Raw genomic sequence first — 24,086 nt, 5'->3', positions numbered from 1 at the left:
ATTTTAAATATTGAGAATTGAGTTAAGACATATAAAGTCTGGAATAAAGTCTTTCATGCTGCATACATCTGATATCGAATGAAGTATTGCACAACCCGACATAGTCTCTTTCCAGTTCTATCGTTTCCTGAACTGTTTTATCTATTACAGGATAAAGATCAAACAGTATATCCTGACCGTCCAACTGACCCAGCGGAACCAGTTTCACGGCATTGGTAATCATCCCTGCAACAGAAGTATAATAAAACCCGAAAAGGGCTTCGTATAAAGGAATATCCAGAAGACAGGTATAAATCCCGAATACTAAACTGTAGTGTGAAGTTGCCTTACGGTTTCGGATTGCTTCTTCATAAGCTTCCATAAAAGAAGACTGTTTTTTTCTTTTGAAAATCTTAATAAGACGTAATCCAAGTTTCTGGCTTGCCTGCCGAATCTCTTTAGGACACTTCAGTGCATTACACTCCTGATCCAGCCGCAATAAAGCATCCAGGTCTTCTTTCTGAGTTGCTTCATAAGCCAGTTTTACAAATGCTCCGTCATTATATTTCAGATTATATTTCAGCATGTTTTCCACAAACTCCCGTGCTGTTGTCACATTATGCACAATTCTGTTTTGCACATAAGTTTCCAGGCCGTTGGAATGGGTATAACCACCGATGGGCAATGTAGGATCCGCAATATGCAGTAAGCTGGCTAAATAGCTAAAATTCTTATTATTCATCTTTTGGAGCTGCCATTTTTAAAATTTTAGTAAATAAGGAAGATCCTATACTACCATGCCCGTGTGGCTCTACATTAGATTTCAGAAGGTTCAGCAATTTCACGGTTTGTCTCTCCGGATGGAAATTACTTGCTTCCAGCCATCTGTACATAGGCATTTCAAAAGGCAGTAACACTTTATCTTCCTGGATAAATAATGGGATATGCTTATTACCAATTTCATAACATACTGTTCCCATTTCCAGCATAGACGTAGGAGTAATAACTATAGCTTCGGTTTCCAGTACATTTACTACAATTGCCTTTTCACTATCTTCATATAAGATATCTCCTTCACGGAGTCTTTGTCCTTCGCGAAGAAATTTGATGGCAACATCAACTCCTTGTCTGGTTTTTTTGCGCTGAATCCTTTTGGTGGTTTCAAACCATTCCAGATCCAGATAGTCAATTGTTTTACCGGCAACAGAAATATCTTTAATATTTCCTACACATTCATTAATTATCATCTTTAGGTGCTTTTTTTCTGAAGTCAATGTTCTTGGATATACCTACGCCAAAAGTAGAACCGCTGATTCCCGTAACATAACTTTTCGTCCAGCCTTCGCCTTTAGCTTTTGTCTGTAGCATAGATAATTCAGCAAACTTGAATTTCAGTGCCCAGCCACCGCCTAAGAATATCGCAAGCATAGGATAAGCTCTCAGACGAAATCCGTTAAAGGCTTCCATCCCAGGATTTACCATTCCGTTTTCTGCCATCTTCTGCCCCCATACATAATGAGCATCTACTTGTGCTATAAGGGCAAAATATTTACCTAAGGTTACAGAAGGGCTGTACCATAAACCGGTTTCGTTTTGTTTGTATACGGTATTTCCGTTTACACGATCGCTGGCATAAGCATAGTTAACCCCAATTACATCGTTATTGTTAATAAAATACCCCACTCCTATTGGTACTCCTGCATTGGAGCTTGTTCCGAAAGAACTGGTACTGCCCGTGGGGCTGTTTGTTTTAGAATAATCCAGTGAACCATAAATCATCCATTGTCCTTTTGGACCGTCTTCATCATTTTTTAATCTTCTTCCTCCCAGAAACTGTGCATGTGCCATTGTAGAAAACAAGGAAGCACCAGCTACAGCTAAAGGGAAAATTATTTTATTCAGAAATTTCATTTTAAACTTTACTTTTTTTTAAAAGAGCCTGGCCTTCACCAGGCTCTTCATTAACACTATATAGAATTGATGAAAAATTGATCCTCACGGATTAGAACAGATAATACAACTGTGTTAAAGGAAGTTTTTCTGCTGGCTCGCAGGTTACATGCACACCGTCTACTGTTACTTTATAGTTTTCAGGGTTTACTTCAATAACCGGAGTCTTATCATTATGGATAAGATCTGCCTTGGAAATGTTACGGCAGTTTTTTACCGGAAGAATCATTTTCTCTAATTTATATTCAGCGATAGATCCGTTTTCAATAGAAGCCTGGGAAACAAAAGTTGCACAAGTACCAAATTTTGCACGACCGTGAGACCCAAACATATTTTTGTAAATAATTGGCTGAGGTGTAGGAATAGAAGCATTAGCATCTCCCATTTTACTTGCAACCACCATTCCGCCTTTGAAAATCATTTCTGGCTTAACACCAAATAATGCAGGCTTCCAGATTACTAAATCGGCTAATTTCCCTTCTTCAATGGATCCAACATATTCAGAAATACCATGTGCAATTGCAGGATTAATCGTGTATTTTGCTACATAACGCTTCGCACGGTAGTTATCGCTCTCTGTATTTTTATCTTCTTCCAGCTGACCTCTCTGATCTTTCATTTTGCTGGCAGTCTGCCATGTTCTGGTGATTACTTCACCTACTCTCCCCATCGCCTGAGAGTCGGAACTCATAATACTGAATACTCCCATATCGTGTAGAATATCTTCTGCAGCAATAGTTTCCGGACGGATACGTGAATCTGCAAATGCTACATCTTCAGGAATATTTTTGCTAAGGTGGTGGCAAACCATCAACATATCCAAATGCTCATCAATTGTATTAATGGTATATGGACGTGTTGGGTTAGTAGATGCTGGTAATACATTAGGATACATCGCTGCTTTTATAATATCCGGCGCGTGTCCACCTCCTGCACCTTCTGTGTGGAAAGTATGGATAACTCTTCCGTCAATAGCTCTCATGGTGTCCTCAAGGAAGCCAGCTTCATTTAATGTATCAGTGTGGATTGCCACCTGCACATCATATTTATCTGCTACTTTAAGTGCTGCATCTATAGTTGCCGGTGTTGCTCCCCAGTCTTCATGAATCTTCACCCCTAATGCACCTGCTTCTACTTGTTCTGCAATCGGATCTTCTGCAGAGCAGTTTCCTTTACCAAAGAACCCTAAATTCATCGGATATTCTTCAGCTGCTTCCAGCATTTTCTGAATATTAAATTTCCCCGGAGTAACTGTTGTCGCATTGGTTCCGTCATTAGGACCCGTTCCGCCACCAATCATTGTTGTAACACCGCTATACAAAGCAGTTTCTATTTGCTGTGGGCAGATATAGTGGATGTGTGTATCAATACCTCCTGCAGTCACAATATATCCTTTACCTCCATGGACTTCGGTAGAAGCTCCGATAATTAAATTTGGTGTTACACCGTCCATTGTATCCGGGTTTCCGGCTTTACCAATACCTACGATTTTACCATCTTTAATACCGATATCTGCTTTTACAATACCCCAGTGATCGATAATTGCTGCTCCAGTAATACAAAGATCCAATACGCCTTCATCTCTTTTATTGGTTACATTTTGCCCCATACCATCACGTACGGTTTTACCACCGCCAAATACGGCTTCATCTCCATAATGGGTAAAATCTTTTTCGATCTCAATGATTATTTCTGTATCCCCTAAACGGATTCTGTCTCCGGTTGTAGGTCCTAATATATTTGCATATTGCTTTCTGTCTACGTTTAAGCTCATTGTTACAGATTTTTAAAATTTAATTGACTTACTTTAGCTAAGCTTTCTTCTTTCTGAGCAACTGAATCTACAGAACCATCTACAAGGTTATTGAAGCCCATTGCTTTTTTGGTTCCACCGATTTCTACAAGCTCTACTTCTTTTTCTTCTCCCGGTTCAAAACGAACAGCTGTGCTGGCCACAATATTCAGTCTTTTGCCAAAAGCTTTTTCACGATCGAAGCTCATCGCTTTATTCACTTCAAAAAAATGGTAGTGAGAACCTACCTGTATAGGTCGGTCACCTGTATTTATCACTTTTATTTTTACGGTCTCTCTGCCTTCGTTGCAGATGATCGTCCCTTCTTTTACAAAAATTTCTCCTGGTATCATACTACTGGTTTTTTAACGGATTGGATTATGTACGGTTACCAACTTTGTCCCGTCCGGGAATGTTGCTTCGATCTGCACATCGTGGATCATTTCGGCCACTCCTGGCATCACATCATCCTTGGTAAGAATCTGTGCTCCTTCCTGCATCAGTTCAGCTACTTTTTTCCCATCCCGTGCTCCCTCCAGTAGGAAATGGCTGATAAGAGCTATTGATTCTGGATAATTTAGTTTCAGGCCTCTGGCCTTTCTTTTTAGCGCAAGCTCTCCTGCCATGAACAGCATAAGCTTCTCGGTTTCTCTCGGTGTTAAATGCATTGTTTTCTTGTTAAAAATTAGACATAGATCTATAACCTGCCCTTTCCCGAAGGGCAAATATTGTCTTATACGAAATTTAAATTCCGGAAATTATTCCGCCGGAACCCCATAGATTATAGATATAAATCAGGGTTCTTCAGGAAATCTGTAAAATAATAATTACTAGCAGTATGCAATCTGCAAAGAATGGTATAGGATATACTTCGGTATATCTATATACGGATGATGATGAGCTACTACTGGTTTATCAGAAGTATAAAAAGCATTGTAAAGGATGCTGATCCAGTTTTCTACTACATGATCAAGATCTAATTTTACTTTCTCTATTTCATCCAGTAATGATTCATCATGATCATCATCTGATAAATTATAAAGATCAAATGAACTTTGAGAGATTTTGTCTGTTTTCTGGACGTTTTTACCAGAAGCTTTAAAATGAACAAGAGCATTCCCTTTATGTACCTGACCAGCACACAACATCGTGAAAAAAAACACGATAAAAAAGGATAAATGTAATTTTTTAAGGCTCTTCATTAGCGATGTAAAAGTAGAAAGAAATCTAATGTTTTATATATCAAAAAATAGATTTAAAATGTTCAAAATCGTGACAAAAAAATATAATAAACCTTGTATACAATAGAAAAACAAATATTATAAACAACTAATTATCAATAATATAAACGCAAATAAAGCCACTATTTAGAATATTTAAAAATCCGTTTTCAATAATTCATTCATCTTCACCTTTAAACTCTCAGGTTCTAGTATTTTCACTAATCCTGTCAACGTAAGAAGCTCCTGAATGAAATCATAGCTGGGAACAAGCGTAAGACTTATTCTTACTTCTTCACGGTTATCCAAAATTATTTTCTGGGAATGGTGTATTGGTAATGATTTTAGAAAATTTCCCTGAACAGCATCCATAGACAAAATAATATTTTCAGGCTCTTTTCCCAAACTGGAAATAATACCAAATGAATTCTCAAAAGCTGCTTCAAGATCACAATCTTTCTTATTGAACCCTGTTGAGGTAATTTGCAAATCTGTCATCCTGTCCAGGCCGTACGTTTTTATAAAAAAGTTTTTCCCACTGGTTTCGTTTCCCAGAAGATACCAACGGTTCTTAAATTCTTTCAGAGCATAAGGTTGCACCAGTTTTTTAGTTCCTTTATCATCATTGAACTTCCGGTAAGTAAAACTTACACATTTATGCAGCTTTATGGCCTGTACCAAGTCCTGAAGATTATGCAGCCCACGGGACTTTCTTTTCTCAAACAACATGATATCTGCTTTCCCTTCTGTTTCCCGATAGGCTTCCATTAGCAATATGGTATCAAATATATCTTCTTCGGACGAATCTTCCAGAAAATAAATATTACGGGCCTTATTATAGCGTATTTCCTTTCCGGATATCTCACCGATAAGTTTTTTATCCCGCTGAAAAGTACGCTCAGTAAAACTTAGTTCCAGGTCCTTTTCCTGAAACTTTTCAATCAGAAATTCATAAATATCATGGAAAGAAGCTCCCTTCTTCCTTCGTATAAATTCTTCTATCAGCTTCAGTCGAAGCATTTGTTCCCGTTTTGCCATTTTTTTATAAAAACCAAAAATAAAAAAATGAACGACATGTTTTGTCGTTCATCGCTAATATTTTTGTTCGTATAAATCAACACCCAAATCTAAATCAGTTATGGCAAATTATTTTTGTAAATGTTGCGGTACCAAAGCCAATAGTATATCATCTCTGCTTTCCAGACGTTGTGACAGCAATCCTTCGGAAAGAAGACATTTGCTTTATGAAGGCGGACAGAAAACCCAGTACCATTGCGAATACTGTAGTGCCAAATCTTCCAGTTTAACGGTTTTATGCGTAGGCAAATGCAGCCATAATCCTAATGGTGGAACCCATATTCCGTTATAACAGAAAAATAACGTTAATTTTAATTATGCATAAAATATTAATAATTAACTTCGTGATAAACGTAGTTTTATGAAACTTTCTACTCTTTCATTTTTCTCAATATTAATTTCATTATCTTCATGTCGAAGCAATAGTGACACCAACCCTCAAACGAGGCTAAACACAGCAATAGCAGCACTCCATACTGATTTGGAAAAGGCTATTTCCACCGATGTTCCGTCATTGAGTGTATACGTCATTTCACCTAAAGGCACTTATTTTAGTAGCGTAACGGGAAAAAACGGAACTTCGGTCACAAAAAACACTTATTTCCGGTTCGCGAGTAATACCAAAAATTTCACCGCTACAGCTATTCTGAGTATGATGCAGGACGGTTGGCTAAATCTTGATGATAAAATTATTGGGAATATCCCCGGAACTAACATTCCATACGTCCCGAATACCGCCGAATGGAATTTTCCAAACAAAGACGTAATTACTATAAAACAATTGTTACAACACAATGCAGGCATATACGATTTAACAAACGATACTTCTAAATACAATATTGATAATAAAAGCTATGATGAATATATGTTGGAAAACTTCCCAAACATGCAATTCACTACCGAACAATATGTAAAAATATTGACAGAGAAAAAACTTAGCTACGGATTACCTGACACAGTATACCATTATTCTAATACCGGTTATTCTATTCTTGGCGAAATCATTGCTCGAATTTATTCAGCTAAAACCAATACCAACAAAACTTATGGCAATTATATGAACGACAAAATCATAGGTTCATCTGCCAGAATCCCGTTGAATATTAAGTTTGTAGAAGAGGCTTCCGATCAGCAACTACCATCACCATACATCACAGGATATATCCATTACGACGATCGCAATGAAAGAACCGATAAAAAAAATGCAACAGCTCATATCGCTGAAGGCAATGGTATTGGTACCATGGCAGAACTTGCCAAATACATCCGTACAACCATGAAAGCAGAAAATATACTGACTGCTCAGTCTGTTCAACTTATGAAAAATAGCATTGGAAAGGCAACTACGCCACAAGATAATAACTATTCTTTGGGCTGCTTCCATATTCCTGGTATAGGATACGGACACAATGGAGCAACAGAAGGCTATCTTTCTCTTATGCTGCATGATCCTGACACAGACATTACAACCATTGTTCTTTTGCCTTTCTGGGACCTCAGTCAAAAAGCAAAAAACTTCAACAATCTTCTTCTTACATTAAACAAAACTGCTTTCGAGGCTAAAAAAGCATTGGGATACTAACCACTAAAAATTTACAGCCGTAGTATCTTTATACTTTTTGATTAGTCCTTTTAATTCCAGCTTTAGCTTATCTGCAGTCTTTTTATATTGCGGATCATGATACAGGTTTTTAACCTCATTAGGGTCTTTACTCAGGTCATAAAGCTCCCAGTCTTTAATATCATAAAAATAGATAAGCTTATATTGTTTTGTCCGGATTCCAAGATGCTTTTCAACATGATGAACCGTATTTTCGTAATAATGATAATACAATTTATCTTTCCATTTCTTTACTTTCTGTCCTGAAAAGAATGGCGTAAGGGAATTTCCCTGCATGTCATTCGGAACAGGCAAACCTGCGGCCTTCAGTATAGTCGGTGCCAGATCTACATTCTGTACCAAAGCATTTTCTGTTATGTTTTCTTTAATATGTCCAGGATAGCTCATCACCAAAGGTATCTGAAGCGAAGGTTCATACATAAAACGTTTATCATACCAACCGTGTTCTCCAAGGAAAAAGCCTTGATCTGATGTATAAATAATCAGTGTGTTTTTATCCAGTCCGTTCTTTTTCAGATACTCCATAAGCTCACCTACGTTGTCATCAACAGATTTCACAGTCTTCAGATAATCATTCATATACCTGTTGTATTTCCATTTGAGTAGATCTGTCCCAATAGGCTTATTACTGTAATAAGCATCTGAAATCGGCTTATAATACTGATCCCATGCCTGTCGTTGTTCTTTGTTCATTCTGGATAAATCTGCTCCCAACCATGTAAAAGAATTATTACGAGAATCACCACCTGTTCCGGTTTCATCTTTTGCCTGTTTCAGGTAAACTTTAAGATCGTATCCCAAAAACATATTTTCAATTCTCATATCCTGCTTAAATGCTGCCTGCGAACGCGTGCTATAATCATCAAAAAAAGTTTCAGGCAAAGGAAATTCTTTATCTTTTACATTGTTCAGGTCGTTTGTGTTCGGCAGCCAGTTACGGTGTGGTGCTTTTTCATGCAGCATCAAAAATATAGGCTTACCTGAATTCTTTTGTTCTTCGAAAAGCTGAATTGCTTTTTCAGTAATCAGCTCTGTTGCATAACCCGGAACTACCACTGTATCTTTTCCGTTAAAGAAACGTGGAGAATAATATTCTCCCTGATCAATTAGTATATCAAATTTATCAAATCCCTGAGGTACCGATCCCAAATGCCATTTGCCAATAATTGAAGTATAATAACCGGCTTCTTTCAGATATTTCGGCAGTGTGGGCTGACTTCCGTCGAAGACATCTTCATCATTGGATTTAAAGCCATTGATATGGCTGAATTTTCCTGTTAAAAAAACAGCTCTCGATGGTCCGCATATAGAATTGGTTACAAATGCATTGTTAAATTTAATTCCCTTCTCTGCTATTTTATCCAGATGAGGTGTTTCTATAAGATCATGTGAATAAGCACTCATAGCTCTTTTAGAATGATCATCCGTCATAATAAAAATAATATTCGGCTTCTGTTCCTTACTGCTTACATTACTTTTATCCTGCCCGTGTACACTTGTGGTAAAGAGTACAAGCCCAAGGATAATCCGATTAGCATTTATATTCATGGTTATAATTTTTAACAAAATAAGTAAATCAAAAGCAATAAAAAAACCTTCCGGATGGAAGGTTTTATTTTATAAGAATAGCAATTATGATTATACTTTCATAATTTCAGCCTCTTTCACTTTTAATAGCTCTTCAGCTTTTTTAATATAAGCATCAGTAAGATCCTGAATTTCAGCTTCAGTACTCTTAATAACATCTTCAGAAACGCCTTCAAGTCTTTTTAGCTCTTTGTTTCCGTCCTGACGTGCATTACGGATAGTAACTTTTGTAGACTCCATTTCAGATTTAGCCTGCTTTGCAAGTTCCTTTCTTCTTTCCTCCGTTAAAGGCGGAACATTTAGGATAATCATTTCACCATTGTTAGAAGGTGCAAAACCTAAGTTGGAAACAATAATTCCTTTTTCAATAGCATTAATTGCTGTTCTGTCCCAAGGTTGGATTGCAATAGTCATTGCATCCGGAACTGAAACATTAGCAACCTGATTAAGAGGAGTCGGAGCACCATAGTACTCTACCATAACATCCTGTACCATAGCAGTAGAAGCTCTACCCGCTCTGATTTTCTGAAAAGCATAGTCCAAGTGCTTGATTGCAGCATCCATTTCCTGCTTTACCGATGCTACGATGAGTTCTAATTCTTCCATAATATTATTTAGTTTAATAGTTTACGGTAATCACTAACCGCTAATAATTTTAATATCCGATTTGTTTAGTTTACTAGTGTTCCTACATTTTCACCTTCTACCAAACGTGTAAGATTACCTTCTTTATTCATATCGAATACAATAATAGGCAATTTATTTTCATGACTTAAAGTAAATGCTGTCATATCCATTACTTTAAGGTTTTTTGCGAAAACTTCTTCGAAGCTAAGGTTTTCAAACTTAACAGCATTTTCATTTTTCTCAGGGTCTTTATCGTAGATACCATCTACACGCGTACCTTTAAGAATAACATCTGCATTGATTTCGATAGCACGTAATGTTGCCGCTGTATCAGTTGTGAAATAAGGGTTACCAGTTCCGGCACCGAAGATTACCACTCTACCTTTTTCAAGATGTCTTACTGCTCTTCTTTTGATGAATGGTTCTGCAACCTTATCCATTTCAATAGCAGACTGAAGACGTGTTTTAATCCCCTGATCTTCCAAAGCTCCCTGTAATGCCATTCCGTTGATAACAGTTGCCAGCATTCCCATATAGTCACCTTGTACTCTGTCCATTCCTGCTGCTGCACCAGATACACCTCTGAAAATATTTCCTCCTCCTATTACAATTGCAACCTCGCAACCTAAATCTACTACTTTCTTAATTTCCGTTGCGTAATCTTTCAGTCTCTGGCTATCGATACCATATTCCTGATTTCCCATAAGGGCTTCGCCACTTAGTTTTAGGAGAATTCTTTTATATTTCATTCGTTAAGATTTTATTTTACTGCTCTTTAGCAGCCTGTATTTCATTAAAATGTAACCCCTGTGCGGATCGTTACTATAAATAAAAACACAGAATTTTCATTTTTATTTTTTCGGTAGCAAATTTAATGAAATCTCACGAAATGCAACAGGTAAAATTATTTATTTGAAGAAGCTTCAAAATAATTTATTTTTGTACCAGAGAAAAGGATTGTCTGAGAACTTTTAGAGTTCTTTTACTAATATTTACACAAACTTATGACGAAGAAACCTGTAATTGCCATAGACGGATTTTCATCCACCGGAAAAAGTTCAATTTCCAAAATTATCGCCAGGGAATTAGGAATTATCCACATGGATACCGGCGCACTTTATCGTGGTATTACAGTATTTGCTATTCAGCATTATCTGGAAAACAACAGCATTAATATCCCTTTACTTATCAGTCATCTTAATGACATCAACTTAGAGTTTAGAAATATTGACGGGAATCTTCAGCTATTTTTAAACAACAAGAATATTGACGCTGAAATAAGAGATCCGAAAGTATCCGACTATGTAAGCGAGGTGGCAAAACAACCTGAAGTAAGAGCATTTTTGTTGTCTATGCAAAGACAAATGGCAGAAAATGGTGGTATTGTAATGGACGGAAGAGATATTGGTACTGTGGTATTGCCTAATGCTGATTACAAATTTTTTATGACAGCAAGTCCAGACGAGCGTGCGATACGCAGATATAAGGAATTATTGGCAGGTGGTACAGAAGCCGATTTTGAAGAAGTAAAAGCTAATTTGCTGATGCGTGACAAAATTGACAGTGAACGTGAAACTTCACCATTGAAACAGGCTGACGATGCTATTCTTATAGATAATACCTATTTAAACAAAGAAGAAACTATTGCTTTAATATTGTCTTATATCCGATAAATTTCTTACCTTTAAACAGAAAGATTATTTGTTTGATGACTTATTAATAATATTTAACAAAATTTAAGATCCCAATACTTTCTTTGGTATATTAATTGTTTAAATATCATCATCAAATTAATTTTTCAACCATACAACAAAATACTAACTCTAAAAATTATTTAAAATGGCAAAAGGAAAGAACACAGCAGGAATATTAGCAGGATTATTAGCAGGTGCAGCAGCAGGAGTTGTTTTAGGAATGCTTTACGCACCAGAAGAAGGAAAAGCAACACGTAAAAAAATAAGATCAAAAGCAAACGATCTGAAAGATCAGGCTAAAGATAAATACGGAGATGTTTCTGAGAAAGTAAAAGATCAGTACAATACTTTCGCTTCTCAGGCTAAAGATACTTATAACAAAGTAACAGAAAGCGTAAAAGAGGGTTTAGATAAATACAAAACTCAGGCTGCAGATAAAGCTAAAGAAGTAGCAAAAGATATTGAAACTGAATTAGATGGTCTTAAATAACCTGAATTTAAAAATATAAAGGGACTTTTTCAAGTCCCTTTTTTATTATCTTTTTGTATATTTACACAAAACACTTCCTTATGTTTGACATTATTTTCGACTATATAGAGAAAAAAATTGACCTCTTAAAGTTAGAAGTAAGTGAAAAAACAGTCATTTCGGCAGGTTTTATGACCTTTCTGACATGTGCTCTGATTGCTCTTATCTTCTTCGTAGTTCTGTTTAACATTGGGCTGGCCTTCTGGCTGGGCAAAATGATGGGAAATTATTCTTACGGCTTCTTCGCTGTTTCTGGTTTTTATCTGCTATGTCTTATATTAATTGTTATCTTCAGAAACAATATAAAGAGAACCGTTGCCAATTTTATTTTAAAATCTTTTAACGATTAAAAAATGGGAGCTAAGTATAACAGTCTTGATGAATTAGCAAAGAAAAAAGCGATTATGAAAGGAGAGGTAAAAGACATGGAAAATCTTCTCCGTTTTAATAATGTAAAAGAGTCGCTTAGTGTAATTACTGGCGGTATTACTGATAAATTTCTTGTTGAAAAACCTATCATAAACTCTAAAGGAGAAACTACCCACAAAACAGGTATCAAACTAAACGCCGAATCGATTAAAGATTCAATGGTTGACAATGCTATACGTCTTGGGACTGTTGCTTTAGTTACTAATTTTGCAAAGAAAAATCTTTACCACAGCAACTGGAAAAAGAAGGTCCTTGGACTTGCCATTATCTATGGAGCACCTATTTTATTGAGAAAAGTGACTTCTTTAATAGAAGACTGGCAGGAAAAAGAAGCTCAGCAGCAAGAAGATAGTAAAGATTCTTTAATCTAGACAAACTCTATTTTGCCGGATAAGGTATTGACTGATCCAACTCTATTGGATTGTAGTTCTTTACAATACTATTTTGTATAAAAATCCTTTTTTGATCGAGTTGTTCCTGGCTGGTGATTTTATCTCCTCCGATAATTACAGTACCACCATCTTTTAGTAATCGTCTCATATCAGCAACCGGATCATTGTAGTAATCCAGTTTTACTTTGTGGTATTGCTTTAATGTAACAGGAACAGGCTTTTTGCCAAAGTGCGTTTCCAGAAAATCGCTGGTATCAAAAGTATTCGGAAGATTAGTACTTTTAATTAATGAGTAGACATAATCGCCCTTACTATCTCTGATTTCAAAAATCAATCCAGGCAATCCGCGAAACTTATAAGGACCTTCCTGAAAAGGAATCCCTGGATTAAACCAGGCTTCCCAAGATCTTCCACCAAAATTGGTTTCTGCTTTTTGTAATGTATATTCTCCGGATTTCTTTGTTTCATTTTTTATTTTCCAAGTCATCTCGCCTTTAGAATCTACAACAAAATAATCGAACATATTGTCGTGGAAAGATTTATTATCAAAGCTATTGCGTTTTCTTAGAACCAATTGCTCCGATTTCGTATTGGTCTGCCAGTTTCCACCATCCTTTTTACGAAGTGAATCATTCTTCAGGAAGTCATAATCGTAAAAATGTACATAATCCTTATCAATATCCAGTGTCATATTAATTTTCTGGACTTTGTCATTTCTCTTCATCTGCAATTCATAGACAAACCTATGCGTTTGTGAAAATGCAATGCTAAAAAGCAATATGAATAAAAATGTTGATAAGTTTTTCATTACTGACAGATTTTTTGATTTCGTGTAGAACTAAATTATACAAAAAAAACTGTATAGTAAGGCTTTTATTTTGAGCCAAAAATCTGACCTAGAATAATTCCGGTAGCCATCGCTACATTCAAACTTTCGGTATTCTGTTTGCTACCAAAGCGCGGAATGCTAATTTTTTTATCGGCAAGCTCTTCTGTTACAGGACGGATTCCATTTCCTTCATTTCCTAAAATAAGATTAAATGATTCCGGAAAGTCTGATTGAAAAACATTTTCTCCATCCATATCAGTGATATAATTGGGCGTGTTCTTATCCTGTAAAAATTCTGAGAGATCTGTATATACAATATTCACACGGGTAAACGATCCCATGGAAGCTTGTATTACTTTAGGATTATAAAAATCTACCGTATCCTCGCTGCATACAATCTCTTCAATCCCGAACCAGTCTGCAAGACGAATAATAGTTCCCATATTTCCGGGATCCTGAATACCATCTAAAACCAGACGTATTTTCTTTTCCTTATTTAGTTTTTGTTCTGCAGGAATACACACTGCTACAGAATCTTTCGGATGCTGAAGGAAACTTATCTTTTTTAACTCAGGTTCAGTAATTTGGCAAACCTCTACATCTTTAAAAGCTAATTCATTGGGATTTACAGAGTAAACGGTCTGAATTTTGAATGCTGAATTTGGTAATTCTCTAATGATTTTATTACCTTCAACTAAAAACAAATTGTATTTTTGTCTGAATTTCTTTTTATCTAGAGATTGTAAAGTTTTAATGGTATTATGGGTAAGCATTCTTCAAAATATTTTCAAAAATATTACTTATTTTCGGCACCTGCAATTGCATTTTTTTTGCTCAATGCATGCTCCACCCGAAAAGTACCTGAAGACTCCTATTTACTAACCTCTAATAAATTTCAGTACAAAGACGGCAAATTATTCGAGGATAAAGTTCCGGACTATGTTAATCAAAAACCCAATAAAAAGTTTCTTTTTGTAGCTCCTATTGGCTTATGGGCTTATAATATGGCTAATCCAAAGCTGGATACTATACTCAACGAGTATATGACCTACCCTAGCCAGATGAGAACACAAAAGCTAAGGGATTCTATTGCCTTAAAGCACAATCGCCCTAATCTTGTTGGTAAAAATCTCTTCTGGGACAGATTCCTGCATAATGTAGGGCAACAGCCTGTGATATTAAATGAGGCTGCAACAGAAAAAAGCGCTGATAAAATCAGAAAATTCTTTGTTTATAAAGGCTACTGGGATGCTAAAGTAACCGGAACTAACAAAATAGATTCTACAGGAAAAAAAGCATCTGCACTATACCAGATAGAACATAAAGACCCTACTCTGGTTAAGGATTACTACTATAATATTCCGGAAGAGCCTATCCGTTTACTTTATGAGCAAAATTATCCCAAGAGTTTTATAAAAACAGGTAAAGTGCTGGATCAGGAAAATCTGGAAAAAGAAGTCGCTCGTATTAACGATATTATGCGGAGTAATGGCTATTATAATTTTAATGGCTCTAATGAAGAAATATTCTTTACTGCGGATTCACTGAAGAGCAGAAAGGATGTTCCCCTAACTCTGGAATTCAAAAGAGACAGCGCACAGGATGGAAAGCAAAAAAATCCTTACGTAATCAGTAAGTTCTCGGATGTTAATGTTTATATCTCCGATGATCAGGTAAATAAAGGTGATCTGAAACCTGAAAACTACGAAACGCTGAGAAAGATAAATTTCTATAACCCTGATAAAAAATATAAAAACAGATCATTGTGGACGGCTGTTGTCCTAAGAGAAGGAGATAAATATAATCAACGGGAAATAGACCTTACAAAAAGGAATCTTGTGGGAATGAATAATTTCAATATCAACAGGTTCGAGATTGTACAGGAACAGGATAGCTTATTAAAAACCGATATCTATCTAACTCCGTTACCAAAATATGAGTTTAAAATTGCAACGGATGTTCACTATTCCCAGATTCTTAACTTAGGTTTCTCCCCGAGTGTGGAGCTTACTACACGTAATATATTTGGCGGAGCGGAAAACCTTAGTACAAGTTTTTCAGGAATTATAGGAACAACTAACAATGCTACAAACCCAAACACTTATTTTAATGCCTACGAGCTTTCTGCACAGGTTGCTTTGAATGTTCCAAGATTATTGGTTCCGTTTAAATATTACAAATTTATTCCCAAAAGATATACTCCTACTTCATCTATTGTTGTAGGGTCATCTATACAAAACAACATTGGCTTGGGCAGAATAAGCTTTAATATGGGGCTTAATTACAATGCTGCAGTTAATGATATTATTACACACCGTTTAACACTTTTCAACACTCAGTTTAACTTTACCCGTAATAAAGACAAATATTATGAATTATTCCCGAGGGATGATGTCTATAGGTCTTTAATGTTCGGAAAATACTTTGTACAAAATCTAGCACTTGCTGAGCAATATTCTACAGGAAGAATAACTACGGATGAGGTTAGTAAAATCATTATGAGCGATGTAGCTTATCAGAATTCTATTGATGCTAAAAACGATCCTGTTTTCATCAACTTCCAGCAATCATTGCTCAACAAAGAGCGACAAACTCAGGATGTAGTGATCAATTCCATGATCTATAATTTCACCTATAATGAGATTGGTAACAAAGCTTATCCTAATCCTTCTTATCTTAGTTTTAAATTTGAAACAGCTGGTAATTTCCTAAGTCTAATAGACAAGAGTTTCAAAAGCTTTACCACTGGTATAGCAGGTGAAAATTCAGAAAAAGGACTATTTGGAGTGCCTTATGCACAGTTCATGAAGTTTGATATAGATGCCCGAAAATATTTTAGTTTCTCAAACAGCAGAAGAACATTAGTTTTCAGACAATTCATTGGAGTTGGTATTCCATATGGAAACTCTCATGTTATGCCTTATATGAGGTCTTATTTCAATGGAGGATCCAGTGATATCAGAGCGTGGCTTGCGTTTGGAGGTCTAGGTCCTGCAGATATTCAGGTTGATCAGAATGTACGTTCTTATATGTTGGATAATGTAAAACTAACTACCAATATCGAATACCGTTTTCCTATTTCCAAAATTGTAGAAGGGGCATTATTTACTGATGCCGGAAATATCTGGAGCCTGAAGAATACTGGAATTGGTGACGAGTTCAAATTCAATAAGTTTTATAAGCAATTAGGTATTGGCTCCGGATTCGGATTCAGATTTAATATTGCTTATGTTACCTTAAGGCTAGATCTTGCGTATAAGATATTTGACCCCAATATGCCAGAAGGAGATCGTTGGAATTTTAAAAGGATAAAACCACTACAACCAACCTTTAACTTTGCATTTGGTTATCCGTTCTAGAAAAACTACCATAACTATATAACCATGATCAAATGTTTAAAACTCATCTTATTTTCATGCTTCATTACAACCTATAACAGTCAGACAACAAATAACCATTCTCCACAGGAACTATTTATTCATAGTATCCGGAATACTGGTGATCACAAAACTATTCCTCTAGGCAAGACCATTTATCAGGGAGTATTTACCGGAAACGGTTTGTTGGGAACAATGACTTATCTGAAAGATGCTTTCTCATGCAAAATTACCATCGGAAGAACGGATGTATATGATCACCGTAACGGTGAAGAGAACCTATTTGAAAGACCTCGACTTCCGTTAGGATACTTCGAAGTAAAACTTTCGGACAATATTACGGATGCAGTAGGCAAAATCGATTTATACAATGCTGAAAGCTCAACAGAACTAAAAACCAATTCGGGGAGTATCCGGATCAATGCTATTACTTTTTCCGAAGAAGATTATATCTTATTGCGGGTTGATGACCAGAATTATAAAAACAAATATGAAATTATTTGGGTCCCTGAAAAATCTGAAAGCCCGAGAAGGAGTTTCTCTTACGCAAAACAACCTGAAAACTATTTACCCAATCCAGCAGTAAGGATAACAAATCACAATAGTATAATTACCAGTTACCAGCCTATGCTAGCCGGCGGTGGCTACAGCGTAGCTTATACAGAAAAGAAATTGAATAACCTGAAGTATATTTTAATTGCTACCGATTATCAGATCAATAATAACGAGGCTGAAAAAAATGCTGGAAAGAGATTAGCCAACTTTGAATGGAGCAAAGTTTCTTCTAAAATAAAGAATCATCAAAATTGGTGGCATCAATATTATACCAAGTCATCTTTCAATATTCCGGATCAGGAACTACAAGACTTTTACAACTATCAGCTTTATAAACTAGCATCTGCTACCAGATCAAATAAACCTGCTATTGATTTACAAGGCCCCTGGACAGATAAAACACCATGGCCGGGATATTGGTACAATCTCAATATGCAACTAACCTATTCACCTCTCTACACAGCCAACCATCTGGAATTAGCAGAATCTTTGGTCAAAGCAATAGACCGGAATTACAATAGTCTGATAAAAAATGTTCCTAAAGAATACCAATACAATTCTATGGCACTGGGCAGAAGCGGAGGCCCGGATATGTACGCTCCTGTTAAAGTCGTAAAAGGCAATAGTGAGCCCATTACCAATTCCGAAGCAGAGACAGGAAATCTTACCTGGCTGTTATATTATTATTATCAACATTACGATTTTACCCAAGATGAAGCATTGGGGAATAAAGTATATAATTTACTGAAAAAGAGCATTAATTATTACCTTCATCTTCTTGGAAAAAATAAAGATGGGAAATACCAACTGGAAGCCAAAACTTATTCTCCTGAGTATTCTAAGGGATACGCCTTCAATACCAATTATGATCTTTCTATACTTCGTTGGGGATTAAAAACTCTTATCGAAATGGATTCTAAAAAGAGAAGAAAAGATAAGCTCCACTCACAGTGGCAGGACATATTACAAAACCTTATTCCTTTTCCGGTAAATGAAGGCGGCTATATGATCGCCCAGGACGTACCTTATTCCGAATCTCATCGTCATTATTCACATCTTCTGATGATATATCCTTTTTACGAAATTAACTGGGATCAGGCAGAAAATCATAATATTATTGAAAAATCCATTAATACGTGGCAAAGCAAGCCAGAAGCATTACAAGGATATTCGTTGACAGGACATGCCTCTATGAAAGCCATGATGGGACATGGAAATGAATCCCGGGATATTATGAAAACATTTATCCAAAAGTTTGTAAAACCCAATACATTATATGCAGAAAGCGGTCCTGTAATAGAAACTCCTCTTGCAGGAATGCAGAGTATTCAGGAGCTTTATCTGCAGCATTGGAACGGAGTTACCCGTATATTTCCCGCAGTACCGGAAGACTGGAAAAATATATCTTTTAAAAATCTTAGAACCAGTGGTGCATTTCTAATTTCAGCTGTAAGAAAGAATAGTAAAAATACCGAAGTAAGTATTTACAGCGAAAAAGGCGGCCAAATAAAAATAAAACCAAATTTTGAAGGGCCGTTTACAGCATTAGGATCTGGCAATCTCATCCAACAAACTAATTCTGTCTATGTTTATGAAATTCCGAAAGGAAAAACATTGACTTTAAAAGCAAACTAAAAAAGAAAGGCTTTCCTTTGGGAAAGCCTTTCTTTTTTTATTTTATACAATCTCAGAAGTCAAGCCTCTGGATAATAGTTTCTGATGCATAGGCTTCAGTAAATCCATTGCACCTGTCTTTACGGTACATTTACCTTTATAATGTACCAATAAGGTACATTGTTCCGCCTGTTCCGGTGTATGTTTACAAATCTCTATCAAACATTCGATAACAAAATCAAAAGTATTGACATCGTCATTATGCAGAACTAATTTATATACATCATCCGTCTGATCCAAAACCAGTACTTCTTCTTCATACTCTCGTTTTGGACTGTCATAACTCTGTGAATTAAGCTTCTCCCATTTCATCTGCAAGTCTTTCTTCAATTACGGGTTCCAAATATATCATCTCCACCATCTCTACACCACGGTTCTGCATTTTAAGAATTTTAAAATGATAACCGTTGAGGTCGAATTCCTGATTTTCTTCAGGAATATCACTAAGCTCATGTAAAATAAAACCAGCCAGCGTATTATATTGTTCCGGATTTTCAGGCAAATCTACAGGGAGGTGTTCATTTATTTCTTCCAATGGCTGAGAAGCCTGTACCCAATAAACATTCTCTCCTACTTTCTCGACAATTTTTTCTTCCTCATCTTCTTCGTCCTGGATCTCTCCTACAAGTTCTTCAAGAATATCTTCAAGGGAAATAATACCTTCAGTACCACCAAACTCATCGATAACGATAGCCAAATGCTGCTTTTTAGTTTGGAAAACCTTCATAAGGTCGGATATTTTTTTACTTCCTACAACAAACGTAGGTTCATGTAAAAGCGTTCTGATGTCGAACTCATCCCATTCATCAAAGTTCTTAATGTATTCGCGGATAAATTCTTTGGTATAAAAAATACCAATAACATTATCTATAGATCCGTCATATACTGGTATTCTGGAGTAACCACTTTCCAGCATTTTTTCAACAATATCCTTCTTATCATCATTGATGTTGATAGAAAAGATATTCTGACGCGGTACCATAATCTGTTTTGCACTATGATCTGTAAAGTCAAATGCGTTCTTAATGATCTCGTAGTTCTCTTCTTCAATTTCCCCGCTATCAGCACTTTGTTTTACCAAAAGCTGTAATTCTTCTGTAGAGTGGATTTCATTTTCAGAAGCCGGATGGATTTTAATCAGTCTTAAAAATGCATTGGAAATAGAATTCATTAACCATATAAATGGCTTGAAAACGTTATAGAATAAAATCATCGGGTAAGCCACAAAGAAAGTTGTAGCTTCCGATTTACGTATTGCAATAGATTTAGGAACTAATTCACCAAATACAATGTGCATAATTGTAATAATCAGGAAACTACATACTACAGAAACAGTAGTAATGGTAGAGTCTGCAACAGCAAAACCAAAACGATGAAACAGATCTTCGAAAACATGGTGTAATGCGCTTTCTCCGACCCAACCTAAAGCAAGGCTGGCAAGAGTAATCCCTAACTGTGTGGCGGAAAGGTATGCATCTAGATGCTTAATAATGTATTCTGCTTTCTTAGCAAGTGCATTGCCTTCTGCAGCTTTTATCTGAATTTGTGAATATCTTACTTTTACGATTGAAAATTCGGCGGCTACGAAGAAGCCATTAAGTAATACTAGGAAAAGGGCAATAAGAAGTTTGACAAAACTATCGGGGTCCATTTAATTTGTTAATAATATAATCAAATGCAAAGATATGTATTATTTTTTAATACGCATTTTTAATTCCTGTACTTCCTGTGTTAACTTTTTATTATTATTGGAGTTCAAAGTAAATATATTCGCCTTCAGCAGATGTTCCGTGGTATTTTTCATCAAAACCATTTTTTTTATAGAAACGGACTGCATTGGCATTCTCCAACAGACATTTCAGCCCCATGGGCTTCCCATATACTTCTAAAAGATGGGTAATCAATTGTAAGCCTACTCCTTTGCTTTGGTATGAAGGACTAACAAATAAATAATGAATAAAATTATCCGGCTCCCACAAGGATATAAAAGCAATTGCTTCTCCCTCTGCAATGGCTTCGTAAACCACTTCACCAGTCAGTACATTTTTAATGTCAGGTATTTCAGAAAGAAAAGGCATTTCATTCCGTACCATATTATAGATTCCCTGTATGACGGAATAGTCTTTATCTTTCTTTTCAACAATTCGAATATGCATATATAAAAATACAAAAAAGCGCTTACCCAAAGAATAAGCGCTTTTAATTATTTTTTTGAACTTTTCTAGCTGTTTTTCAAAGCTTCAGCTCCAGATACAATTTCCAAGATTTCGTTGGTAATTGCAGCCTGACGTGCTTTGTTGTAGAAGATAACCAGATCATTCTTCAATGCCTGTGCATTATCTGTTGCTTTGTGCATTGCAGTCATCCTTGCACCATGCTCAGAAGCTACTGAATCTAGGATTGCTTTATAAACCTGAGTCTTAATAGATTTAGGAATTAAAGTTTCCAGAATTTCGGTACGGTTTGGTTCGAAGATATAATCAGTTTCGATTGTACTCTTCTCAGCTTCTTTCTTTTCAGGCATTGTAATAGGAAGAAGTTTTTCTGTCTGTACTTCCTGCGTTGCCGCATTAAGGAATTTGTTGTACACCAGGTATACTTCATCAAAAACTCCCTGACGGAAATCTCTCATGATATCCTCAGCTACATGTGCTACGCCTTCAAAAGTTAAAGAATCGTAAAGATCACTGTGGTTATCATAGATTTTCTTAGAAGCTCTGAAAGCATCAAATGCTTTTTTACCAATAGTCAACACTTCAACTTCAAAAGCTGAATTTTGTTGATACTGAGCATTAACTTCTTTGATAACTGAAGAGTTAAAAGCTCCTGCAAGACCTCTGTTAGAAGTAACTGCAATGAACAGGATTCTTTTAACCTCTTTTGGTTGTGCATAAACCGAAAGCGTTTCCTGATCTAGTGTAGAACTAACGTTTTCTATTATTTCCTGAAGTTTTTCGGAGTAAGGGCGAAGCATCACAATAGCATCCTGTGCTTTCTTTAGTTTCGCTGCCGAAACCATTTTCATAGCACTGGTAATTTGCATTGTAGATGAAATGGATGAAATCCTTCCTCGTATTTCTTTTAAGTTTGCCATTCTCTTTTATATACTTGTTGGTTATTGGCTTCTGGCTGCCAGCTTATAACTGTCAACCAGAAACCATCAACTAAATCTTAGTTGTATTTTGCAGCGATATCGTCAGCAACCTGCTTCAGAACAGAAGTTAGGTTATTATCGTATTTACCTGCTTTTAAAGCTGCTAAAGTATCAGCATGTTTAGCTTTTAAGAAATCTACATAATCTCTTAAGAACTCTTTTACTTTGTTGATAGGTACTTTTCTCATTAAGTTTTCAGTACCAGCGTAGATCATAGCGATCTGCTCTTCAACAGGAAGTGGAGAGTTAACACCTTGCTTCAATACTTCTACGTTTCTTTCCCCTTTAGAGATTACTGCTAAAGTAGCAGCATCAAGGTCAGAACCAAATTTAGCAAACGCTTCTAGTTCTTTATATTGTGCCTGGTCTAATTTTAGTGTACCAGATACTTTTTTCATAGACTTGATCTGAGCGTTACCACCTACACGAGATACAGAAATACCTACGTTGATAGCCGGACGTACACCAGAGTTGAATAAGTCAGTTTCCAAGAAGATCTGTCCGTCTGTAATAGAGATTACGTTAGTCGGGATATATGCAGAAACGTCACCAGCCTGAGTCTCGATAATTGGAAGAGCAGTTAAAGAACCTCCTCCTTTTACTAGAGGCTTTAAAGACTCTGGTAAGTCATTCATTTGCTTAGCGATTTCATCGTCACCAATAACTTTCGCAGCTCTTTCTAATAATCTTGAGTGAAGATAGAATACGTCACCTGGATAAGCTTCACGGCCCGGTGGTCTTCTTAAAAGTAGAGAAAGCTCACGGTAAGCTACTGCTTGCTTAGAAAGGTCATCATAGATGATTAATGCAGGACGACCAGTGTCTCTGAAGTACTCACCAATTGAAGCTCCTGCCAATGGTGCATATACCTGCATTGGAACTGGATCTGAAGCGTTAGCTGTAACGATTACCGTATAAGCCATAGCTCCTTTATCTTCAAGGGTTTTTACGATTTGTGCTACAGTAGAAGCTTTTTGCCCTACAGCAACATATATACAATATACAGGCTGACCTGCATCATAAAATTCTTTTTGGTTAAGAATAGTATCGATAGCCACAGTAGTTTTACCTGTCTGACGGTCACCAATAATAAGCTCTCTTTGTCCTCTACCTACAGGGATCATAGAGTCAATTGCAACGATACCTGTTTGTAAAGGCTCGGTTACAGGCTGACGGAAGATTACTCCCGGAGCTTTTCTTTCCAAAGGCATTTCGTATAGATCTCCGTTAACAGCACCTTTACCATCGATAGGGTTACCTAATGTATCTACTACACGACCTAATAAACCTTCACCAACTTTAATAGAAGCAATAGTATTGGTTCTTTTTACAGTATCACCTTCTTTTACTGCTTTAGATTGTCCAAGAAGAGCTACACCTACGTTGTCTTCTTCAAGGTTAAGTACCATCCCTTCAACACCGCTTTCAAATCTTACAAGCTCACCATATTGTACGTTTTCTAACCCGTAAACACGTGCGATACCGTCACCGATCTGAAGTACGGTTCCTACTTCCTGGACATCACTCTGAGTATCAAAGTTTGCCAATTGTTGTTTTAAGATTGCAGATACTTCTGCCGGATTTATTTCTGCCATTTTGG

At 36.4% G+C, this 24,086-nt stretch carries 26 protein-coding genes; 8 read left to right on the top strand and 18 right to left on the bottom strand.

Going from position 1 to position 24,086, the window contains the following annotated elements:
• Nucleotides 1-22: 22 nt before the first annotated feature.
• The 8 genes from C8J95_RS08485 to C8J95_RS08450 all read right to left on the bottom strand — a co-directional run bounded on the left by C8J95_RS08485 (nucleotide 23) and on the right by C8J95_RS08450 (nucleotide 5,979).
• Nucleotides 23-721, bottom strand: coding sequence for an urease accessory protein UreF (locus tag C8J95_RS08485; protein WP_107807949.1), 699 nt, complete (start codon nucleotides 719-721; stop codon nucleotides 23-25).
• Nucleotides 714-1,226, bottom strand: a complete 513-nt coding sequence (ureE, locus tag C8J95_RS08480; protein ID WP_107807948.1) for an urease accessory protein UreE — start codon at nucleotides 1,224-1,226, stop codon at nucleotides 714-716. Before ureE ends, C8J95_RS08485 begins: the two co-directional genes overlap by 8 nt.
• Nucleotides 1,216-1,890, bottom strand: a complete 675-nt coding sequence (locus tag C8J95_RS08475; RefSeq protein WP_107807947.1) for a hypothetical protein — start codon at nucleotides 1,888-1,890, stop codon at nucleotides 1,216-1,218. The genes ureE and C8J95_RS08475 overlap by 11 nt, the downstream gene beginning before the upstream one ends.
• A 91-nt stretch (nucleotides 1,891-1,981) precedes the next feature.
• Entirely contained in the window at nucleotides 1,982-3,703 is a 1,722-nt protein-coding gene (gene ureC / locus C8J95_RS08470) for an urease subunit alpha (RefSeq protein WP_107807946.1), read from the bottom strand.
• Between the two features lie 2 nt (nucleotides 3,704-3,705).
• A complete protein-coding gene (gene ureB / locus C8J95_RS08465) occupies nucleotides 3,706-4,074 on the bottom strand; it encodes an urease subunit beta (RefSeq protein ID WP_107807945.1) in 369 nt (122 codons plus the stop codon).
• 12 nt (nucleotides 4,075-4,086) lie between these two features.
• Nucleotides 4,087-4,389 (bottom strand): urease subunit gamma, encoded by a 303-nt coding sequence (ureA, locus tag C8J95_RS08460; RefSeq protein ID WP_034868837.1) that lies wholly within the window; start codon nucleotides 4,387-4,389, stop codon nucleotides 4,087-4,089.
• 162 nt (nucleotides 4,390-4,551) lie between these two features.
• On the bottom strand, nucleotides 4,552-4,923 hold the full coding sequence (locus C8J95_RS08455) for a hypothetical protein (protein WP_146165448.1): 372 nt from the start codon (nucleotides 4,921-4,923) through the stop codon (nucleotides 4,552-4,554).
• 174 nt (nucleotides 4,924-5,097) lie between these two features.
• Nucleotides 5,098-5,979, bottom strand: a complete 882-nt coding sequence (locus C8J95_RS08450; RefSeq protein ID WP_107807943.1) for a WYL domain-containing protein — start codon at nucleotides 5,977-5,979, stop codon at nucleotides 5,098-5,100.
• 100 nt (nucleotides 5,980-6,079) lie between these two features.
• Between C8J95_RS08450 and C8J95_RS18590 the strand changes: the two genes are divergently transcribed.
• Together C8J95_RS18590 and C8J95_RS08445 are read left to right on the top strand one after the other, a co-directional pair.
• Nucleotides 6,080-6,310 (top strand): hypothetical protein, encoded by a 231-nt coding sequence (locus C8J95_RS18590; protein WP_078403612.1) that lies wholly within the window; start codon nucleotides 6,080-6,082, stop codon nucleotides 6,308-6,310.
• A gap of 69 nt (nucleotides 6,311-6,379) precedes the next feature.
• Nucleotides 6,380-7,600 (top strand): serine hydrolase, encoded by a 1,221-nt coding sequence (locus C8J95_RS08445; RefSeq protein WP_107807942.1) that lies wholly within the window; start codon nucleotides 6,380-6,382, stop codon nucleotides 7,598-7,600.
• A gap of 3 nt (nucleotides 7,601-7,603) precedes the next feature.
• On the opposite strand, the gene C8J95_RS08440 is transcribed toward C8J95_RS08445, so the two are convergent.
• The 3 genes from C8J95_RS08440 to pyrH all read right to left on the bottom strand — a co-directional run bounded on the left by C8J95_RS08440 (nucleotide 7,604) and on the right by pyrH (nucleotide 10,602).
• A complete protein-coding gene (locus C8J95_RS08440; protein WP_107807941.1) occupies nucleotides 7,604-9,187 on the bottom strand; it encodes a sulfatase in 1,584 nt (527 codons plus the stop codon).
• A 90-nt stretch (nucleotides 9,188-9,277) separates the two neighbouring features.
• Nucleotides 9,278-9,832, bottom strand: coding sequence for a ribosome recycling factor (gene frr, locus C8J95_RS08435; protein WP_107807940.1), 555 nt, complete (start codon nucleotides 9,830-9,832; stop codon nucleotides 9,278-9,280).
• Nucleotides 9,833-9,897: 65 nt separating this feature from the next.
• On the bottom strand, nucleotides 9,898-10,602 hold the full coding sequence (gene pyrH, locus C8J95_RS08430; protein WP_009087679.1) for a UMP kinase: 705 nt from the start codon (nucleotides 10,600-10,602) through the stop codon (nucleotides 9,898-9,900).
• Between the two features lie 255 nt (nucleotides 10,603-10,857).
• On the opposite strand from pyrH, the gene cmk reads away from it, so the two are divergent.
• The 4 genes from cmk (at nucleotide 10,858) to C8J95_RS08410 (ending at nucleotide 12,876) form a co-directional block, all read left to right on the top strand.
• Entirely contained in the window at nucleotides 10,858-11,526 is a 669-nt protein-coding gene (cmk, locus tag C8J95_RS08425; RefSeq protein ID WP_107807939.1) for a (d)CMP kinase, read from the top strand.
• A gap of 166 nt (nucleotides 11,527-11,692) precedes the next feature.
• The gene (locus tag C8J95_RS08420; protein WP_009087681.1) at nucleotides 11,693-12,037 is read left to right on the top strand and encodes a YtxH domain-containing protein; all 345 of its coding nucleotides are present in this window, start codon (nucleotides 11,693-11,695) and stop codon (nucleotides 12,035-12,037) included.
• Between the two features lie 80 nt (nucleotides 12,038-12,117).
• Nucleotides 12,118-12,426, top strand: coding sequence for a phage holin family protein (locus tag C8J95_RS08415; protein WP_107807938.1), 309 nt, complete (start codon nucleotides 12,118-12,120; stop codon nucleotides 12,424-12,426).
• A gap of 3 nt (nucleotides 12,427-12,429) precedes the next feature.
• On the top strand, nucleotides 12,430-12,876 hold the full coding sequence (locus C8J95_RS08410) for a hypothetical protein (RefSeq protein ID WP_107807937.1): 447 nt from the start codon (nucleotides 12,430-12,432) through the stop codon (nucleotides 12,874-12,876).
• A gap of 7 nt (nucleotides 12,877-12,883) precedes the next feature.
• On the opposite strand, the gene C8J95_RS08405 is transcribed toward C8J95_RS08410, so the two are convergent.
• Both C8J95_RS08405 and C8J95_RS08400 read right to left on the bottom strand, forming a co-directional pair.
• Complete coding sequence (locus C8J95_RS08405; protein WP_107807936.1) at nucleotides 12,884-13,705, bottom strand: GLPGLI family protein; 822 nt, start codon at nucleotides 13,703-13,705, stop codon at nucleotides 12,884-12,886.
• A 65-nt stretch (nucleotides 13,706-13,770) separates the two neighbouring features.
• Nucleotides 13,771-14,499 carry an RNA methyltransferase gene (locus C8J95_RS08400; protein ID WP_185124592.1) on the bottom strand — a complete coding sequence of 243 codons (729 nt, stop codon included), beginning with the start codon at nucleotides 14,497-14,499 and terminating at the stop codon, nucleotides 13,771-13,773.
• Here C8J95_RS08400 and C8J95_RS08395 point away from each other — a divergent pair.
• Together C8J95_RS08395 and C8J95_RS08390 are read left to right on the top strand one after the other, a co-directional pair.
• The gene (locus tag C8J95_RS08395) at nucleotides 14,488-17,085 is read left to right on the top strand and encodes a BamA/TamA family outer membrane protein (protein ID WP_107807935.1); all 2,598 of its coding nucleotides are present in this window, start codon (nucleotides 14,488-14,490) and stop codon (nucleotides 17,083-17,085) included. The two genes, C8J95_RS08400 and C8J95_RS08395, sit on opposite strands and share 12 nt — an antisense overlap.
• A 24-nt stretch (nucleotides 17,086-17,109) precedes the next feature.
• Nucleotides 17,110-19,293, top strand: coding sequence for a glycoside hydrolase family 95-like protein (locus C8J95_RS08390; RefSeq protein WP_107807934.1), 2,184 nt, complete (start codon nucleotides 17,110-17,112; stop codon nucleotides 19,291-19,293).
• A gap of 42 nt (nucleotides 19,294-19,335) precedes the next feature.
• On the opposite strand, the gene C8J95_RS08385 is transcribed toward C8J95_RS08390, so the two are convergent.
• From C8J95_RS08385 to atpA, 5 genes are all read right to left on the bottom strand, one after another.
• Nucleotides 19,336-19,644 carry an ATP-dependent Clp protease adaptor ClpS gene (locus C8J95_RS08385; RefSeq protein ID WP_107807933.1) on the bottom strand — a complete coding sequence of 103 codons (309 nt, stop codon included), beginning with the start codon at nucleotides 19,642-19,644 and terminating at the stop codon, nucleotides 19,336-19,338.
• Nucleotides 19,625-20,983 carry a hemolysin family protein gene (locus C8J95_RS08380; RefSeq protein ID WP_059323508.1) on the bottom strand — a complete coding sequence of 453 codons (1,359 nt, stop codon included), beginning with the start codon at nucleotides 20,981-20,983 and terminating at the stop codon, nucleotides 19,625-19,627. The genes C8J95_RS08385 and C8J95_RS08380 overlap by 20 nt, the downstream gene beginning before the upstream one ends.
• A gap of 94 nt (nucleotides 20,984-21,077) precedes the next feature.
• On the bottom strand, nucleotides 21,078-21,488 hold the full coding sequence (locus C8J95_RS08375; RefSeq protein ID WP_107807932.1) for a GNAT family N-acetyltransferase: 411 nt from the start codon (nucleotides 21,486-21,488) through the stop codon (nucleotides 21,078-21,080).
• Between the two features lie 65 nt (nucleotides 21,489-21,553).
• A complete protein-coding gene (atpG, locus tag C8J95_RS08370; RefSeq protein ID WP_107807931.1) occupies nucleotides 21,554-22,426 on the bottom strand; it encodes an ATP synthase F1 subunit gamma in 873 nt (290 codons plus the stop codon).
• A 77-nt stretch (nucleotides 22,427-22,503) separates the two neighbouring features.
• A complete protein-coding gene (gene atpA, locus C8J95_RS08365; protein ID WP_059154201.1) occupies nucleotides 22,504-24,081 on the bottom strand; it encodes a F0F1 ATP synthase subunit alpha in 1,578 nt (525 codons plus the stop codon).
• Between the last annotated feature and the right edge of the window lie 5 nt (nucleotides 24,082-24,086).

The sequence above is a fragment of the Elizabethkingia sp. YR214 genome (assembly GCF_003058195.1).
Taxonomy (GTDB): Bacteria; Bacteroidota; Bacteroidia; order Flavobacteriales; family Weeksellaceae; genus Elizabethkingia.
The sequence above is the reverse complement of the archived record's forward strand: the minus strand, read 5'-3'. Positions and strand labels throughout refer to the sequence as shown.

Coding starts and splice junctions, on each gene's coding strand:
- ureA (WP_034868837.1), bottom strand. CDS start 4,389: ATGCATTTAACACCGAGAGAAACCGAGAAGCTTATGCTGTTCATGGCA.
- C8J95_RS08405 (WP_107807936.1), bottom strand. CDS start 13,705: ATGAAAAACTTATCAACATTTTTATTCATATTGCTTTTTAGCATTGCA.
- C8J95_RS08455 (WP_146165448.1), bottom strand. CDS start 4,923: ATGAAGAGCCTTAAAAAATTACATTTATCCTTTTTTATCGTGTTTTTT.
- C8J95_RS08485 (WP_107807949.1), bottom strand. CDS start 721: ATGAATAATAAGAATTTTAGCTATTTAGCCAGCTTACTGCATATTGCG.
- C8J95_RS08445 (WP_107807942.1), top strand. CDS start 6,380: ATGAAACTTTCTACTCTTTCATTTTTCTCAATATTAATTTCATTATCT.
- C8J95_RS08380 (WP_059323508.1), bottom strand. CDS start 20,983: ATGGACCCCGATAGTTTTGTCAAACTTCTTATTGCCCTTTTCCTAGTA.
- pyrH (WP_009087679.1), bottom strand. CDS start 10,602: ATGAAATATAAAAGAATTCTCCTAAAACTAAGTGGCGAAGCCCTTATG.
- C8J95_RS08450 (WP_107807943.1), bottom strand. CDS start 5,979: ATGGCAAAACGGGAACAAATGCTTCGACTGAAGCTGATAGAAGAATTT.
- atpA (WP_059154201.1), bottom strand. CDS start 24,081: ATGGCAGAAATAAATCCGGCAGAAGTATCTGCAATCTTAAAACAACAA.
- C8J95_RS08400 (WP_185124592.1), bottom strand. CDS start 14,499: ATGCTTACCCATAATACCATTAAAACTTTACAATCTCTAGATAAAAAG.
- C8J95_RS08415 (WP_107807938.1), top strand. CDS start 12,118: ATGTTTGACATTATTTTCGACTATATAGAGAAAAAAATTGACCTCTTA.
- C8J95_RS08440 (WP_107807941.1), bottom strand. CDS start 9,187: ATGAATATAAATGCTAATCGGATTATCCTTGGGCTTGTACTCTTTACC.
- atpG (WP_107807931.1), bottom strand. CDS start 22,426: ATGGCAAACTTAAAAGAAATACGAGGAAGGATTTCATCCATTTCATCT.
- ureC (WP_107807946.1), bottom strand. CDS start 3,703: ATGAGCTTAAACGTAGACAGAAAGCAATATGCAAATATATTAGGACCT.
- cmk (WP_107807939.1), top strand. CDS start 10,858: ATGACGAAGAAACCTGTAATTGCCATAGACGGATTTTCATCCACCGGA.
- C8J95_RS08375 (WP_107807932.1), bottom strand. CDS start 21,488: ATGCATATTCGAATTGTTGAAAAGAAAGATAAAGACTATTCCGTCATA.
- frr (WP_107807940.1), bottom strand. CDS start 9,832: ATGGAAGAATTAGAACTCATCGTAGCATCGGTAAAGCAGGAAATGGAT.
- ureB (WP_107807945.1), bottom strand. CDS start 4,074: ATGATACCAGGAGAAATTTTTGTAAAAGAAGGGACGATCATCTGCAAC.
- C8J95_RS08385 (WP_107807933.1), bottom strand. CDS start 19,644: ATGAAATGGGAGAAGCTTAATTCACAGAGTTATGACAGTCCAAAACGA.
- C8J95_RS18590 (WP_078403612.1), top strand. CDS start 6,080: ATGGCAAATTATTTTTGTAAATGTTGCGGTACCAAAGCCAATAGTATA.
- C8J95_RS08420 (WP_009087681.1), top strand. CDS start 11,693: ATGGCAAAAGGAAAGAACACAGCAGGAATATTAGCAGGATTATTAGCA.
- C8J95_RS08410 (WP_107807937.1), top strand. CDS start 12,430: ATGGGAGCTAAGTATAACAGTCTTGATGAATTAGCAAAGAAAAAAGCG.
- C8J95_RS08390 (WP_107807934.1), top strand. CDS start 17,110: ATGATCAAATGTTTAAAACTCATCTTATTTTCATGCTTCATTACAACC.
- C8J95_RS08475 (WP_107807947.1), bottom strand. CDS start 1,890: ATGAAATTTCTGAATAAAATAATTTTCCCTTTAGCTGTAGCTGGTGCT.
- ureE (WP_107807948.1), bottom strand. CDS start 1,226: ATGATAATTAATGAATGTGTAGGAAATATTAAAGATATTTCTGTTGCC.
- C8J95_RS08395 (WP_107807935.1), top strand. CDS start 14,488: ATGGGTAAGCATTCTTCAAAATATTTTCAAAAATATTACTTATTTTCG.